The following is a 15,190-nucleotide window of genomic DNA, read 5'->3' on the forward strand; positions in this document are numbered from 1 at the left end:
CGCGCGGTCAACGCCGCTTCGGCAATGCGGCCAGCGCATCGAGCGCACGGGCGCGTGCGGCCGCATGCTCGACGAGCGGTTCCGGATAGTCGACGCCGAGCCGCACGCCGGCCGCCTCGCGCTCCAGCGGAGACGCATCCCACGGCGCATGGATCGACGCGTTGTCGAGACCCGCGAGTTCGGGCACCCAGCGCCGCACGTAGGCGCCGTCCGGATCGAACTTCTGCCCCTGCGCGACCGGATTGAAGATGCGGAAATACGGTGCGGCATCGGCGCCGCAGCCGGCCACCCACTGCCAGCTCGCCGCGTTGTTCGCCGGGTCCGCGTCGACCAGCGTGTCCCAGAACCACGCTTCGCCCGCGCGCCAGTCGAGCAGCAGATGCTTGATCAGGAACGAGGCGACGACCATCCGCACACGGTTGTGCATCCAGCCGGTCGCCCACAGTTCGCGCAGGCCCGCATCGACGAGCGGATAACCGGTCAGCCCGCGCTGCCACGCGTGCAGCGCGGCGGGATCGTCGCGCCACGGCATCGCATCGAACTGCGCGCGGAAGTTGTCGGTCGCGAGCGCCGGGAAGTGATACAGCAGCGTGTAGCTGAATTCGCGCCAGCCGAGTTCGCTCAGGAATTTATCGGCGTCCGCGGCATAGGCCGCGCCGCCGGCATGCGCGGCGCCCTGCACCGCATGCCATACCTGTCGCGGCGACACGTTGCCGAAGCGCAGGAACGGCGACAGCCGGCTCGTCGCGGGGCGATCGGGACGGTCGCGCGCGTCCGCGTAGCCGGCGAGCGAGGTCGTCACGAATGCGTCGAGCCGCGCGTGCGCGCCGGCCTCGTCGGGTGCCGGCCATGCATCGCGCAAGCCGCCGGCCCAGTCCGGCGCATCCGGCAGCAGCGCGAGCGCGTCGAGCGACAGCGCGCGGTCGCGCACGGCTTCGGGCCACGGATGAAACGCGATCCGCCCGGGCTCCGGCAGCGGCGCGGCGACCGTGCGATCGCGGCGCGCCGCCCGCCAGTACGCCGTGAACACCTGGTACGGGCCGCCGCTGCCCGTCAGCACCTCCCACGGCTCGTTCAGCAGGCTGCCGTTGCTGCTCTCGACCGTGACGCCGCGCGCCTTGAGCGACGTCTTCAGCGCCGCGTCGGCGTCGCGCTGCGGCTGCGCATAACGACGATTCCAGTACACGGCTGCCGCGCCCGTATCGTGCACGACACGTTCGATCTCGCGCGGCGCGTCGCCGCGCAGCAGCAGCAGGCGTCCGCCATGACGCGCGAGCGCGGCATCGAGCCCGGCGAGCGACCCGTGCAGCCACCAGCGTGCCGCGCCGCCGAGCGGACGCCCGGCGCCAGCGCCGGTGTCGTCGACGAACACGCACACGAGCGGCCGGCCCGACTCGACCGCGCGCGTCAGCGCGGGCTGGTCGGTCACGCGCAGATCGTCGCGGAACCAGACGATCGCGGGAGCAACGGAGGACTGGGCGGGCACGGGCACCTCGATGACGAAAGCGGAAGGAGGTGCGTATTGTCGCGGCTGTGCCGCGCGGTGTCGACGCTCGCCGCCGCCGATGGCGGTCGCTGCCAGCGCAACGCGTTGCCCGGTGAAACGCGTTGCTCCATTCCGACGATGCTTCGCCGCGCACACCGGCCCACGCTCGATGTCGGGTACGCCGCGCTGGGCGGCTCTACCTGCAAACAGGGTTTCGATCAGTGCGCACGCGACGGAAAGCGGCGCGCCGAAGCGCGGCATGCCGCGCGCCGCGTGACCGGGAGCGGCCGGCGGCTGCGTCAATCGAGCCGGAACGCGGCCTCGAAACGCTCGGCGAACGCGTCGAACTCCGCTTCCGGCAGATGGTTGATGCCGCCCGCGCGCTTGCGCCCGCCGCCGGTCGCGAAACCGCGACAGAACTCGTCGGCGCCGAGCGGCCGGCCGTCGGGCACGCGCACGCTGACGACCAGCCCGCCGTCCGCACGCGGCGACAGCACCGCGAGCGCCGCATGCGGCGCCTTGCGCATCCGTTCGTTCGCGAGCATCCCCGTCGCGCGCCGCGCCCACGGGTGGTCCGGCATCCGGACCAGCGTCGCGCCCGGCACCTCGCGCAGCGGCGCGAGCGCGCAGGCACGCGCCATGTCGTCGCGGTAGCCGTCGCGTAACGCGGCGAACACGTCGGTCCCGCGCACGAAATCGAGCGGCTCGGCGCAGGGCAACATCGCGTCGGCGAGCACCGCCGGATCGAAGTGCAGATCGCCGACGCACTCGCCGTACGCGTTGTAGTTCAGGTAGAGGCCGAGTTCGGCGAGCGTGCCGCGCTCGGCCTCGCCGATCCCGTGCTCGCGTGCGAGCGCGTCGCCGAGCGCCGGCAGTTCGTCGCCGAATGCCGCGACGATCGCCCAGCGCACGTGCCGGCCGCCGAGATGGCGGTTCACGATCACACTCGTGCAGACGTCGGCCGCCGTGTCGATATGCGCATCGAAACGCGGATCGTCGGGCAGCTCGCCCGCGAAGTGATGGTCGAAATAGCGGATCGTCGCGCCGCCGCGCAGCAGCCGCGCGCAGGCGTCGCGGTTCTGGTCGTGCGACACGTCGAGCACGGTGACGATGTCGCTCGCGCGTGCGTCGATCCGCTCGAGCAGCCTGATGTCGCGCTTCACGCCGGTCACGAGCGTGCCGCGCACGCGCTCCGCGAGCCGCAGCTGCTGCAGCGCGCACAGGCCGTCCGCGTCGCCGTTGAACGCGAAAAAATGCCGCGCGTGTGGGTTGTCCTGCATGATCCGTTGCTCCATCGTCAAGGCATGAAATCGCCGCCGTCCGCGTCGAGCGTCGCGCCCGTCACCGCGTTCGCTTGGTCGGACGCGAGAAACAGCGCCGCGCGCGCAATCGTCGTCGGTCGGCAGCTTCGCGAGCGCAATATTAGACGCGATCGGCGCGAGGATCTGCTCTTCCGTCATCCCGCCGCCTGCCGGAAACTCCTCGGGGGCGGCACGCCCCACCTCCAGCCCATGTGGACGCTGTTCGCGCGGATGCCGCGCACGCCGACCTCGCACGTCAGGTAGGGCCGGCGTCTCCGCCAATGTCATATGTCATCAGACATTAAGTACCGTCACGCCAATCTCGTGAGATTCCCCAATATTTGAACTAATTCCGGGTAAACCCGCGACGTCTTCGGTCACGCTCCGGCGTACCATGTCATACGACGACATACTACATAGACCGCCAACCAGACGCGTACGCGGGTCGCCGCCCCGTCCGCAGCCGTCCGACCGGAGACACCGTTGAACCCGCCCGCGCCCGCCCTGCCTGGCCGCGACCCGCTCGCGTCCGCCATCTCGAAAGTGAAGTGGCACGTGCTGCCGCTCGTGCTGATCATGTTCATCGCGAACTACATCGACCGCGTGAACGTCGGCTTCGTCGATCGCCACCTCGAAGCGTCGATCAGCATCGGCGCGGCCGCGTACGGGCTCGGCGCCGGGCTGTTCTTCGTCGGCTATGCGCTGTTCGAGGTGCCGTCGAACCTGCTGATGCAGCGCTACGGCGCACGCGTGTGGCTCGCGCGGATCATGGCGACGTGGGGCATCGTCGCGGCCGCGATGGCGTTCGTGTGGAACGACACGTCGTTCTATACGCTGCGCTTCCTGCTCGGCGCGGCCGAGGCCGGCTTCTTCCCCGGCGTCGTGCTGTACCTGTCGCAATGGCTGCCGCCGCAGGAGCGCGGCAAGGCGATGGCGATCTTCCTCGGCGGCTCCGCGTTCGCGTCGGTGCTTTCGGGGCCCGTGACCGGCGCGCTGCTGTCGATCCGCGGCTTCGGCCTCGAAGGCTGGCAATGGATGTTCCTGATCGAAGGGCTGTTCTCGGTCGCACTGTGCGGCGCGAGCTGGCTGCTGCTGAAATCGCATATCCGCGATGCAACGTGGCTCACCGCCGAAGAGCGCACGGCGCTCCAGAACGCGCTCGACGAGGAACGGGCGACGCGCGACGTCCGTTCGAACGTGCCGGTGCGCGCGACCGCACTGTTGCGCGACCCGCAGATCGTGCTGTTCTGCTTCCTGTACTTCTCGATCCAGCTGACGATCTACGCGGCCACGTTCTGGCTGCCGACGATCATCCGCAAGATGGGCGGCCTCACCGATTTCCAGGTCGGCCTGTACAACACGATTCCGTGGATGATCGCGATCGGCGCGATGTACGGCTTCGCGGTGCTGTCGTCGAAGTGGAAGCATCCGCAGCGCTGGCTCGCCAGTGCGCTCGTGCTCGCCGCGTGCGGGCTGTTCGCGTCGACGTCGCACGACCCGGTGTGGTCGTTCGCGTCGATCTGCTTCGCCGCGCTCGGCTTCAAGGCCGCGGCGTCGCTGTTCTGGCCGATCCCGCAGGGATACCTCGACACGCGCGTGGCCGCGGCCGTGATCGCGCTGATCAACTCGGTCGGCAACCTCGGCGGCTTCGTCGCGCCGACGGCGTTCGGCTATCTGAAGCAACATACGGGTTCGATCACGGGCGGCCTGTATGCGCTCGCGATCGCTTCGCTCGTCGCCGCGTTCGCCGCGCTGTTCGCACGCACGCAGCGGCGCAGCGATCCGCCGCGCGGCCTGCCGGCCGACGAATCCTTCACGAACGCCTCGATGCTCCGCCATGCCGAACACTGACCGCCTGACCGTCGTCGTCTCGAATGCCGCCGACGGCGACCTCGCCACGTTCTCCCTCGCCGGCGACGGCACGCTCGCACCGCTCGCGCGCTACCCGGCCGCCGACGTCGCGATGCCGATCGCCGTACAGGCCGACCGCGCACGGCTCTACGTCGCGACGCGCGGCGAACAGCCGACGATCGTCGGGTTCCGCATCGCCGCCACGGGCGCGCTTGCGCGCATCGGCACGACGGCGATCGACGCGAGCCACGCGTACCTGTCGCTCGACCGCAGCGGCCGCTGGCTGCTCGGCGCGTCGTACGGCGGGAATTCGCTGAGCCTCTACGACGCCGCCCGCGTGCGCGACGGCGACGGCACGCCGCTGCAGGTCGCGCCCGGCATCGCGAACGCGCACTCGGTGATCGTGTCGCCGGACAACCGTTTCGCGTACGTCGGCTCGCTCGGCTCGGACCGCGTGTTCGCCTTCGCGCTCGTCGAGGACGCGGCCGGCCTGCGCGCGGTCGAACACGGCGACACGCGCGTGCCGGCCGGTTTCGGCCCGCGTCACCTGCGGTTCGCGGATGACGGCCGCACGCTCGTCGTCGTCAGCGAATTCCAGGCCACGCTCGCGTCCTTCGCACGCGACCCCGACACCGGCAGGCTCGGCGACGCACACGTGAGCGCACGCCACCCGGCCGTCGCCGGACTCGCGCCCGGCCATGCGCGCCCGCCCGCGCCCGCCGAGCCGTCCGTGTGGGCCGCCGACCTGCACCTGACGGCCGACGAACGTTTCGCGTACGTCAGCGAACGCACGTCGAGCCGCCTGCTCTGCTATCGCCGCAACGAGGACGGGTCGTTCGAACCCGCGCACGCGACGGCGACCGAGACGCAGCCGCGCGGCTTCGCGATCGATCCGTCGGGACGCTGGCTCGTCGCCTGCGGCGAACAGTCGGAACACGTGGCCGTGTATGCGATCGCGCCGGACGACGGCGCGCTGACGCTGCACACGCGCGTGCCGGGCGGACGCGGCGCGAACTGGATCGCGCTCGTCTGAAGCCGCGGCACGTGCCGGCGTTCAGCGCCGCTCGCTCGGCGCGACGCCGGTCCAGCGCTTGAACGCGCGCGTGAAATTGGCGCGGTCCGTATAACCGACGCGCGCCGCGATCTCGTCGACCGGCAGCCGCGTGCCTTCGAGCAGCCGCAGCGCGTCGCGCAGCCGGATCTCGTCGAGCAGCGCCGAATAGGTCGCACCGTATTCGGCGAGCTTGCGCTTGAGCGTGCGCGCCGACACATGGAGTTCGCGCGCGACGTCGTCGACCGACGGATAACCGTCGTCGCCGCAGATCAGCAGGTTGCGCACGCGCTCGACGATGCTCTCCGCATAACCGAGCCGCGCGAGTTCGGCCTCGCACTGCTGGACGATCATCTGCGCGGTCTGCGCGTTCGCGGTGCCGATCGGCTCGTCGAGCAGCGCGGCGTCGCAGCGGATACGGTTCGCGCTCGCGTCGAAATGGCAGCGCGGCAGCCGTGCGCGATAACGCTCGAACCACGGCGGCTCGGGCCATTCGAAATGGAGTTCGGCACGCGACTGCAGCGTGCGGCCCGGCGTCGGATACAGCAGCGAATTGAACAGGATCGCCGTTTCGACCAGGAAGTTCTCGACCGCGAACTGGCGCAGCCGGCCGAGCGGAAACGCTTCGAGCACGTCGATGTCGACGATCCCGTCGAGCTGCGCGAGCCGCACCGAGAAAAACGGCACGCGCGTCGGCAGGTAGCGGATGCCGAGCGCGATCGCCTCGCCGAGCGTCGCGCAGCTCATCAGCCCGAAGCCGATCAGCCCCGCTTTCGTCAGGCTGCTGCGCAGGCCGATCTCGATCGCGATCGACGGGTCGTCGGTCGCATCGAGCAGGTTGAACACGATCGCCGCCTGCTGCAGCGGCGTGATGCGCGCATCGGGCTGCGCGAGCCGCTCGCGCTCGACGCCCGAGCCGGCGAGGATGCGGCCGCCGTCGATGCCGCGCTCCTCGGCCAGCATCAGCATGAACAGCGCATACGCGGACGACACCGTCGCCTTGTTCAGCTGGCGCGCGGCATCCGGGACGGACGGGACCATGCGGCGGACTCCGGAGCGGTTTCGGCGGATTGTAGCGTCGCTGGCCCGCAATGACACCGCGGCGGCACTCTAGCCCGGTCGCCAAGGTGGCCCGAAATGACACCGCCATTGGCACCGGCGGCCCTCGCGTGCGCTCCGGCGCGCGCCTATGCTTGTCACATCGGCATTGCGCCCCACTCTTTCCGCACGGATTCCGGTCGATGAGCCAACCCGCACGAACCGTCTTTCGCCACGATGCAGACAAGGTCGCGTACGTCCGCCGCGAGGTCAACGCCGCGAGCGACGCGATCCGCGCGCGCTTTCCGCTGCTCGACAACCAGAACCTCGTCGGCGCGTCCGTGATGGTCGTGTCGGTGAGCGCGATGCTCGCGATCGCGTGGCTGTATGCGCGCGGCGCGATCGCCTGGTACGTCGCGCTGCCGCTTGCCGCATTCGTCACGTCGCTGATCCACGAGCTCGAGCACGACCTGATCCACCTGATGTACTTCAAGAAGACCCCGTGGGCCTATCACCTGATGATGGCGCTGTGCTGGCTCACGCGGCCCGGCACGATCAACCCGTGGACGCGGCGGCGCATGCACCTGCATCACCACAAGGTGTCGGGCGGCGAATCGGATCTCGAGGAATTCGGCATCACGAACGGCGAACGCTGGGGCGTGAAGCGTCTGCTGATGATCGCCGACGGCATGCTCGCCGTCGTGCTGCGGCCGGCCGCGATGCGCCGCAAGGTGAAGCAGTATGTGGCCGCGCAGCCGGTGCAGGATCCGTCGGAACGGTTGCAGCTGCGCGTCGAGCAGGTGTCGTCGTACATGCCGGTCGGTCACGTGTACTACCTGCTGTGGCACGCGTTCATCGTCTATCACGTCGGCCTGTTCGCGCTGCATGTGTTCGGCTATACGGCAACGGTACCGGCCGCCGTCGAGCGCGTGATGAATGTCGTCGATTTCCTCGCGGTGGTGTGGCTCGGACCGAACTTCCTGCGCAGCTTCTGCATCAACTTCGTCAGCTCGAACATGCACTACTTCGGCGACATCGATTCGCGCAACGTGATCCAGCAGACGCAGGTGCTGAATCCGTGGTGGATGCTGCCGTTCCAGCTGTTCTGCTTCAATTTCGGCAGCACGCACGCGATCCATCACTTCGTGGTGCGCGATCCGTTCTACATCCGGCAACTGACCGCGCGCACCGCGCATGCGGCGCTGCGCGAAGTCGGCGTGCGCTTCAACGACGTCGGTACGTTCGCGCGTGCGAATCGCTGGGGCGCCTATCGTCCGTCGCGCGGCACGCGTCAGGCACCGGCAGACGCATAACGGCGGCGGCGCGCGCCCTCAATCGCCGATCGGCGGCATCGGCCCCTGCCCGCGGATCCACGACCAGTTCGCGAGTTCGGCCATTTCCTTGTCGCCGCGGCTGTCGCCATACGCGAACAGCTGCTTCGGCGGCCGGTTGCCCCACCACCCGCGCAGCCGCACGACCTTCTGCGGCCCCCAGCAGTTCTCGCCGTCGAGCCGCCCGGCGAACGTGCCGTGCTCGAACGCGAGCCGCGTCGCGAGCACCGCATCGAAGCCGGCCGTCCTCGCCCACTTCTCCAGATACAGCGACGGCGACGCGCTGACCAGCACGACTTCGTGTCCGCGCGCCCGATGCTCACGGATGCGCTCGAGCATTTCCGCGCGCACGAGGCCCGGCAGATAGGTATCGACGAACGTGCGCGCCTGCGCATCGAGCACGCCCTCGCGGATCGGCCCGAATGCGAACGACGCGAACTTCGCCTTTGCGTCGCCGCGCGACAGCAGCCCGGCCTTCATCGCGACGATCCACGGCAACGCGCGCAGCCCGGCCCATGCGAAGCGCGGCGTGCCGACCGCGTAGCGGACGAAATGACGAAAGCTGTCGGTAGTCGTGATGGTGCCGTCGAAATCGAATGCGGCGACGATGCGGTCAGTCATGGAGAGTCGGCGGGAAAGCGAACGAATGCCCGGGAAGATAGCAGACTCGCGCCGCCGTGCGCGAAACCGCGAGACGCAGCACGACCCCGGCCGCATGCGCCGCAACGCACATGGCCACACGGCGCCGTTTGCTCAGCGCTGCGGCCGCGCGGCAAGCGCCGCCGGCAGCACGACGTTCATCAGGTGATCGGCGCGCGACAGCAGATCGGTCACACGCTCGTCGAGTCCGCGCAGTTGCGCCGGCTGCATCCGGATCTGCTGGACCGCCTGCCCGACGATGTTGCGGCGGTCGAACAGCGTGCGCTCGACGCCCGCATCGTCGGGCGCGCGCACGACGTCCGACACCGCGCTCAGCGCCGCGAGCACGACGACGAGGTTTTCCTCCGCCTGACGGACCTGCGCGGCGAGCGCCTCGGTGCGGCGCGGGAAGAAGCCGAGCGACTGCTTGAGCGCGCCGATCGCCGCCCGGTAATCGACATGCCCCGATGCCGCGCCGAACCAGCGCTCGAACACGCCGGCCTTGCGCGTTGCCTGCGCGAGCATCCCGGCCATCATGTCGGCCGCGCCGAGTTCGTTGAATTCGCGCGTCGCCGCCGCGACGGCTTCGACGAGATTGCCGGCCGTCTCCAGCGCGCCGTCGCCGATCGTCGCGACCGTCGCGAGCTTCAGCGGCACCAGTTGCCGGATGTGCCGCTCGATGCGCGGCGCGTAGTCGGGATAGAGATTCGGGAAGCTGGCCTGCGCGGCGCGGAAGCACGCGTCGAGCTGCGGGTGGTTCGCTTCGCCGAACAGCGCGCGGCCGACCGCATCGGCGGGCGGCACGCGCGCGCCTTTGTCGGCCGCGGCTGCCGGCCCGAAGTCAAGCGCCTGCGGCGCGGGCCGCTCGGGCCGCTCGGGCACGCGCGCGGCCGGCGCACCGGGCGGCGCGTCGAACGCAAGACGCCCGGGCGTGCGCTCGGGCGTCGTATCGAACTCGAGCCGCTTCGGCTCGTCGGACGGATTCGTCATCGCTGCTTCCTGCCCGGCGCCGCGGTGTTCCGCACGCCGGGCTGCCGCCAGTCAGACCGCGCCACCGTACGCGCGGACGAAATCGCCGAGGCCGCGGTTGTAGCCGGCGCCGACGGCCTTGAACATGAAGTGGCCGTCGCGGCGATAGAAGCTGCCGACCTGCACCGACGTCTCCATCGAGAAGTCTTCCTCGAGCGCATACTTCGCGATCACCGCACCCGTCACCTCGTCGGCGATCTGGATGTAGCTGTTGTGCACCTGCCCGAAATTCTGGCGGCGCGCTTCGGCCTGGTCGATCGTCACGACCACCGAGATTTCCTCGACGTCGGCCGCGAGCTTCGTCATGTCGATGAAGATCACCTCGTCGTCGCCGTCGCCGCTGCCCGTGCGGTTGTCGCCGCTATGCACGACGCCCAGACACGTCGACGCGGGCATCCCGCGTTTCGGAAAATCGTCGCCCGGCTGGATGAAGGTTTCCTTGCGTTCCATCGTGCGCACTTCGCTGTTGTAAAACACGAAGTGCCGATCCGAGATCAGCTTCGGATTGCTCTGCGCGTCGTACTTGCACAGGAACACCGACACGTCGAGATCGAAATCCGTGCCCGTGTCCGTCGCGTTCGCGTCCCAACCGAGACCGATGCGGAATTTCTGCGTGCCGGGCGCTTCCTTCGACAGGTTGACGCGACCGCCTTTCGACAAATTGATCATCTGAACCTCTTCTGCTGGAACCGCCGTTGCGCCGGCGGCGATGTCGGGCCGCATGGTGCGGCCCTTCGTTGATGGTGTTCGTGTCGCGCGTGACGCGCACTTATTTGCCCGCCACCGCCGTGCGGCCTTCCCTGCGCTGCACGACGATCGACGACCACACGGCCGCGGCGATCGTCGCTGCACCGATCAGGCCGGTGACGACCTCGGGCACCTCGAGCTTCACGCCGAGGAACATGATCGCGGCGAGCGCACCGATCGCCCAGAACGCGCCGTGTTCGAGATAGCGGTACTGCGCGAGCGTGCCCTTCTTCAGCAGCACCAGCGTCATCTCCCGGATGTAGGCTGCACCGACACCCAGGCCGAGCGCGATCAGGAAGATGTTGTTCGACAGCGCGAACGCGCCGATCACACCGTCGAAGCTGAACGACGAATCGAGCACTTCCAGGTACATGAAGCCCGCGACGCCTTCGCGTACCACGCGCGTGCCCGTATCCTCGCCGCCGATCAGGTCGCCGATGCCGTGCGCGATCACGAAGCTGATCACGCCCAGCGCGCCCGCGAGCAGGAAGCTGACCTGCTCGGCCGCCGGCACGTAGAACGACGCGACGATCACGATCGCGAGCGTCAGCGCCACTTCCAGCGCGGTGATGCGGCCGAGATGGCGCATCGGGCCTTCGAGGAAGCCGATCCAGTGCTCGTCCTTCTCGGTGTCGAGCATGAACTTGAAGAACACCATCAGCAGGAACGCGCCGCCGAATGCCGACACCTGGAGATGCGCGGAGGTCAGGATCGCCGCGTACTGCTCGGGCGACTCGATCGCGAGCGTCAGCGCATCCCACATCCCGATGTGGCCGATCACCGCGACGATCAGCAGCGGGAACACGAGCCGCATGCCGAACACCGCGACCGGCAGGCCGAACACCATGAAGCGGTTGCGCCACTTCTCCGACCAGTTCTTGAGCACCGATGCGTTGACGACCGCGTTGTCGAGCGACAGCGATATTTCGAGCACGCACAGGACCGCGACGATCAGCATGTCCTTCACGCCGCCGAGGAAGTAGGCCGCGATCAGCGCGAGCGCCGTGAGCGACAACGGGATCTTGAAGTCTTTCAACATGATGGGGTAATCGAGTTCAGAAAAATGGGCAGGCGGGCCGCGCTTACTTCGCGCGCACCCAGTCGCAGAATTCCTGCGTGATCAGCTGTTCGTAGATCTGTTCGTCGCTGAGGTCGAGCGATTCGAGATGCAGGAAGCCGACGTTCGGCATTTCGTTCGCGACTTCCGCGAGGAAGTCGAATTCGCGCGGATCGCCGACGCCGACGAGCGACCAGTACAGCGGGAAGTGCTGCGACTCGGCCAGCAGCTGGCGCACGCGCTTGCGGTCGTTCTTCGGGTTCTGGCCGTCGGTGACGAACAGCACCCACGCGGGCAGATGGCCGTTCGCCGATGCGGAGGCGGCCGGCGCGGACGTCTCGTCGGCACTGCCGAACAGCCGGCTCAGGAAGCCGCGCCTTGCTTCGCGCTTCGGCTCCGGCGCACGGAAGAAGAAATCGACGATGTCGTTCATGACCGGCGCGTACTGCGTGCCGCCCCACTTCTCGATCCGCGCGTCGAGCACGTGATCGGAGATGTAAGAACCGTAGTTCTCCGGCGTGGCGGTCGGCAGGCGGTCGTAGCCTTCGGTGAAGGTCCACGTGTCGACTTCGCCGTTGTCGTCGAACTTCAGTGCGATGCCGAGGATCCGGTCGTGCGTCTCCTGGATCACGCCCGACTGGTACAGCGGCTTCGCGGAGCCAGAGATGTCGAGCGCGGCGCCGACGCGCACGACGGGCGGCTTCAGGATCTGGCGTTTTTCGAGGACGATCGCGACCTTCGCCGCGCGCTTCTCAAGCGTAATCATGCGGTGTTCTCTCAGTTCTCTTAGTTGTGCTTCGGAGCGAATCGGGTGATCAGGTCCTGTTCGAGCTGGCGCAGGCGCGGCGCGTCCTGTTCGCGCTGGCGCTTGCCGTCGGCGATGATCTGCGTGATGTCGTCGAACGCGCCGAACAGCTGCTGCTGCGCGTATTCGAACGTGTCGGTCGAGATCACCGGACGCTGGCCGAGCTTCGCGACTTCCTGCGCGTTCTGGCGGTTCAGGTCGGCCTGCGCGCGGATCGCCTCGTCGGCCGCGTCGTACGTCGCGTTCGCGAGCGCCGCCGCGCGCGTCGTGCCGAGCTGCTCGAGGTAGAGCGCGAACGCGTTGGTCCAAGCGGGGATCAGCACGGTCTTGATCGTCATGAACTTCGACGTCAGCGTGCGTTTCTGGTCCTGCTCCATCCGGATCTGCGGCGCGAGCTGCTTCGACATCAGCATCGCGCGGTCGAGGTCGTCGAGCTTGCTTTCGAGTGCATCGACCTTGCGCTTCACGTCGAGCAGGCGTTGCGCGGCGAACGCATCGTCCGCCGGCTGCTGGCCGGCCGCGAGATGCGCACGCAGCGTCGCGAGCGCCGTTTCGCCGTGCGCCTTCGACTGCGCGAGTTCCTGGTGCAGCGCGTAGTTGTCGTTGTACATCCGCTCGAGCTCGTCGATGCCGGCCTTCTGCCGCTGCGCATGGTTTTCGAGCTCGACGACGAGCGTGTCCATCCGCTTGCTCACCGACTCGTATTGCGACAGCAGCTTTTCCTTCGTCGAGCGGAACAGCCGCGTCACCTGCGTGAGCAGCCCGCCCTTGTCGGCGCCGCGCGGGTCGAGCCCCTTCGCGGTCACGATCAGTTCGTTGAGTTTGTCGCCGAACCGGTCGGCATCCGATGCGCGGACGCTCGCCAGAATCTGCTGGGAGAAGGCGGCGATCCGCGTGCCCTGCGTCGCGCCGAGCTGGTCGATCTCGTCGACGGTGATCAGGCGGGCGTTCTCCGCTGGGCGGGCGGCCGGTATGGCTGCGGCTGGCACGGCGGCAGGTGACGAAGACGGAGTGGAAGGACGATCGCTGACCGCATCGGATGGGTTGTCGTCGAATAGCGGCTTCATGTGGCTACCACGTTTCCTTTTCTGCTTTTTGCTGCGTGTTGTCGTGCGCGCAACGTGCACGTGCGCGGTTGCCGTCGTGCTCTCTCACGGGCGGCAGACGGACAATAAATGGCGACAGTGCGGCGCGTCAAGAGACGAAATCCTTTCAATCACAATACATTTTGTAATGTACGTGATGGAATTCCCGATGACGTTTCTGGTGAAGTGAAGACAGATGCCTTGATGGGACGGCAGCCGGGATTTCTCTAGATGCGCAGATAACCAGAAATATAGAAAGTATTTTGAAAGAATTGCGCACCACCATTCCGCTGATTGTTACAGAATGCTTTACACCATCGCGATCGCTGCCGGGACTCATCAATCGGTGTACCGGACGATATGGCGACATGCGGCCGTACTGTGGCGGTCGTCCTGCGTCGGCCTTACCCCGAAAAGCCTTGCGACGCCGGACGCGCATCATGGCGACGCCCCCACCAAGGCAAATACGCGTTGTTTCCGCCGCGCGCGCGGAACCAGTCCTTGCCCGCGTCGATCGGCGTAAGTTTTGAAGGCGCCACAACGACCACTGCCGTCGGGTGCTCGGTATCGGTCGTTCCGGCCACGAGTACATTTCCGCCGAGATGATTCGCACGACCGATGGCCAGCGCCACGTCGGTCAACGCCGCGCCGGCCCCCATGTCGCCGAGCAACGCCGACGTATTGAAGGACTGCGTACGGAAATCGTATTCCGGCCGCACTTCCGCCAATGCCTGCGACAGTGACGCAATCCGTGTCGATGCAGCGTCACTGCCCTTGCCTGCGTCGTGCACGATGAAATTCACTGACGACATCGTCACACCCGCATTGTTCGCCGCCGCATCGATCGTCGACTTCCATGCCTGTGCCGTGTGGCTCACGCCGCTCGCGCCTTGTTTCGCCTCGAAATCCCCGATGTTGCTTCGCGCGGCTTTACCGATCCATGCCAGCGGCTCACGCTCGGTCTTCAGATCCGGGCCGGCGAGGAACAGCACTACCATATTCTCGTTGAGCTGTTCGTCCTGCGGTGGGAAGTTCGGCGCGTCCCAGTTCATCACCCAGGCACTTTTGTCTGGATGTGCCGCCAGATAGTCCAGTGCGGCGTTCAGCGACGTAAAGCCGGCATTGCCCTGACCCGACGTCACGTGTACATCGGGCGGCGTGTCGCGGCTCCATAGATTTTTTGCGGAGGGGTTGCCGATTTCGAAGATGTTGACCACATGATCCTGCAGATATGACGCTGCCAGTTCAGGGGCCAGCCTACTGGGAATAGCCAACCCGACTCGCATGCCAGCCAGTTCCCTCTATTTCCGCCGCGCTCTCGCACTGACGGTATAGAAGTAGTCCTCAATCGTGAAATATCGCACTCGAAAGAGGAACAGAAGTTTGTCGACGTACTTTTCATAGAACCCGGAAAACGTCTCACTTCCCCGGTTGCCGTCCGCGACGATAGATACCGCTTCCGGGCGCGTCCGGACCATATCGTCGTTGATGTTCGGCTTCACCAACCCGAGTGTCCAGAGCAATTGCCACTCTGTCGGATAGTCACGGCGTTGGAGCGGATTGAGCCATTTAAGTCCGACAACCTGGGGAACAAACGGCGCAGTGGACGCACCTCCGGCAGATTGTGCCGGTGCGGTACTAATCTCGGCCTGCAACGGCGAGCCGGACAAGAGTGTCGCCATGACGATCGAGACGCACCCGGTGCATCTTGCAAGAGTGAGGCAGCGCATGAATACTCCCGATCGAACCGGCCAATCCAGAGCGCCGGGT

General features: G+C 67.4%; 13 protein-coding genes and 1 pseudogene. 3 read left to right on the forward strand and 11 right to left on the reverse strand.

The window, feature by feature from the left end; translation table 11 throughout:
- Positions 1-7: 7 nt before the first annotated feature.
- The 3 genes from AC1VVG_RS11505 to AC1VVG_RS11515 form a co-directional block, all read right to left on the reverse strand.
- On the reverse strand, positions 8-1,486 hold the full coding sequence (locus AC1VVG_RS11505; RefSeq protein ID WP_049034131.1) for a cryptochrome/photolyase family protein: 1,479 nt from the start codon (positions 1,484-1,486) through the stop codon (positions 8-10).
- 299 nt (positions 1,487-1,785) lie between these two features.
- The gene (locus AC1VVG_RS11510; RefSeq protein WP_059560195.1) at positions 1,786-2,766 is read right to left on the reverse strand and encodes a hypothetical protein; all 981 of its coding nucleotides are present in this window, start codon (positions 2,764-2,766) and stop codon (positions 1,786-1,788) included.
- A 17-nt stretch (positions 2,767-2,783) separates the two neighbouring features.
- Positions 2,784-2,906 carry an SDR family oxidoreductase gene (locus tag AC1VVG_RS11515; RefSeq protein ID WP_226103845.1) on the reverse strand — a complete coding sequence of 41 codons (123 nt, stop codon included), beginning with the start codon at positions 2,904-2,906 and terminating at the stop codon, positions 2,784-2,786.
- Between the two features lie 364 nt (positions 2,907-3,270).
- On the opposite strand from AC1VVG_RS11515, the gene AC1VVG_RS11520 reads away from it, so the two are divergent.
- Positions 3,271-4,638, forward strand: coding sequence for an MFS transporter (locus tag AC1VVG_RS11520; protein WP_482835647.1), 1,368 nt, complete (start codon positions 3,271-3,273; stop codon positions 4,636-4,638).
- Positions 4,625-5,671 carry a lactonase family protein gene (locus AC1VVG_RS11525; protein WP_482835648.1) on the forward strand — a complete coding sequence of 349 codons (1,047 nt, stop codon included), beginning with the start codon at positions 4,625-4,627 and terminating at the stop codon, positions 5,669-5,671. The genes AC1VVG_RS11520 and AC1VVG_RS11525 overlap by 14 nt, the downstream gene beginning before the upstream one ends.
- Before the next feature lie 21 nt (positions 5,672-5,692).
- Here the strand turns inward: AC1VVG_RS11525 and AC1VVG_RS11530 are convergent, their stop codons facing one another.
- On the reverse strand, positions 5,693-6,730 hold the full coding sequence (locus AC1VVG_RS11530) for an AraC family transcriptional regulator (protein WP_034190374.1): 1,038 nt from the start codon (positions 6,728-6,730) through the stop codon (positions 5,693-5,695).
- A 200-nt stretch (positions 6,731-6,930) separates the two neighbouring features.
- On the opposite strand from AC1VVG_RS11530, the gene AC1VVG_RS11535 reads away from it, so the two are divergent.
- A complete protein-coding gene (locus tag AC1VVG_RS11535; RefSeq protein WP_367189751.1) occupies positions 6,931-8,040 on the forward strand; it encodes a fatty acid desaturase in 1,110 nt (369 codons plus the stop codon).
- A gap of 18 nt (positions 8,041-8,058) precedes the next feature.
- Here AC1VVG_RS11535 and AC1VVG_RS11540 read toward each other — a convergent pair whose 3' ends face one another.
- From AC1VVG_RS11540 to AC1VVG_RS11570, 7 genes and pseudogenes are all read right to left on the reverse strand, one after another.
- Positions 8,059-8,679 (reverse strand): HAD family hydrolase, encoded by a 621-nt coding sequence (locus AC1VVG_RS11540; RefSeq protein ID WP_124610079.1) that lies wholly within the window; start codon positions 8,677-8,679, stop codon positions 8,059-8,061.
- Between the two features lie 132 nt (positions 8,680-8,811).
- Positions 8,812-9,687, reverse strand: a complete 876-nt coding sequence (locus AC1VVG_RS11545) for a hypothetical protein (protein WP_124610078.1) — start codon at positions 9,685-9,687, stop codon at positions 8,812-8,814.
- A gap of 51 nt (positions 9,688-9,738) precedes the next feature.
- The gene (locus AC1VVG_RS11550; RefSeq protein WP_034190370.1) at positions 9,739-10,395 is read right to left on the reverse strand and encodes a TerD family protein; all 657 of its coding nucleotides are present in this window, start codon (positions 10,393-10,395) and stop codon (positions 9,739-9,741) included.
- Positions 10,396-10,495: 100 nt separating this feature from the next.
- Positions 10,496-11,512, reverse strand: a complete 1,017-nt coding sequence (locus tag AC1VVG_RS11555; RefSeq protein WP_482835649.1) for a DUF475 domain-containing protein — start codon at positions 11,510-11,512, stop codon at positions 10,496-10,498.
- Between the two features lie 43 nt (positions 11,513-11,555).
- Positions 11,556-12,296 (reverse strand): VWA domain-containing protein, encoded by a 741-nt coding sequence (locus AC1VVG_RS11560; protein ID WP_049035304.1) that lies wholly within the window; start codon positions 12,294-12,296, stop codon positions 11,556-11,558.
- Positions 12,297-12,316: 20 nt separating this feature from the next.
- Positions 12,317-13,402 (reverse strand): toxic anion resistance protein, encoded by a 1,086-nt coding sequence (locus AC1VVG_RS11565; RefSeq protein WP_482835650.1) that lies wholly within the window; start codon positions 13,400-13,402, stop codon positions 12,317-12,319.
- Positions 13,403-13,824: 422 nt separating this feature from the next.
- Positions 13,825-15,175, reverse strand: a pseudogene (locus AC1VVG_RS11570) (virulence factor).
- Positions 15,176-15,190 lie beyond the last annotated feature (15 nt).

The organism is Burkholderia sp. L-4, assembly GCF_056856535.1.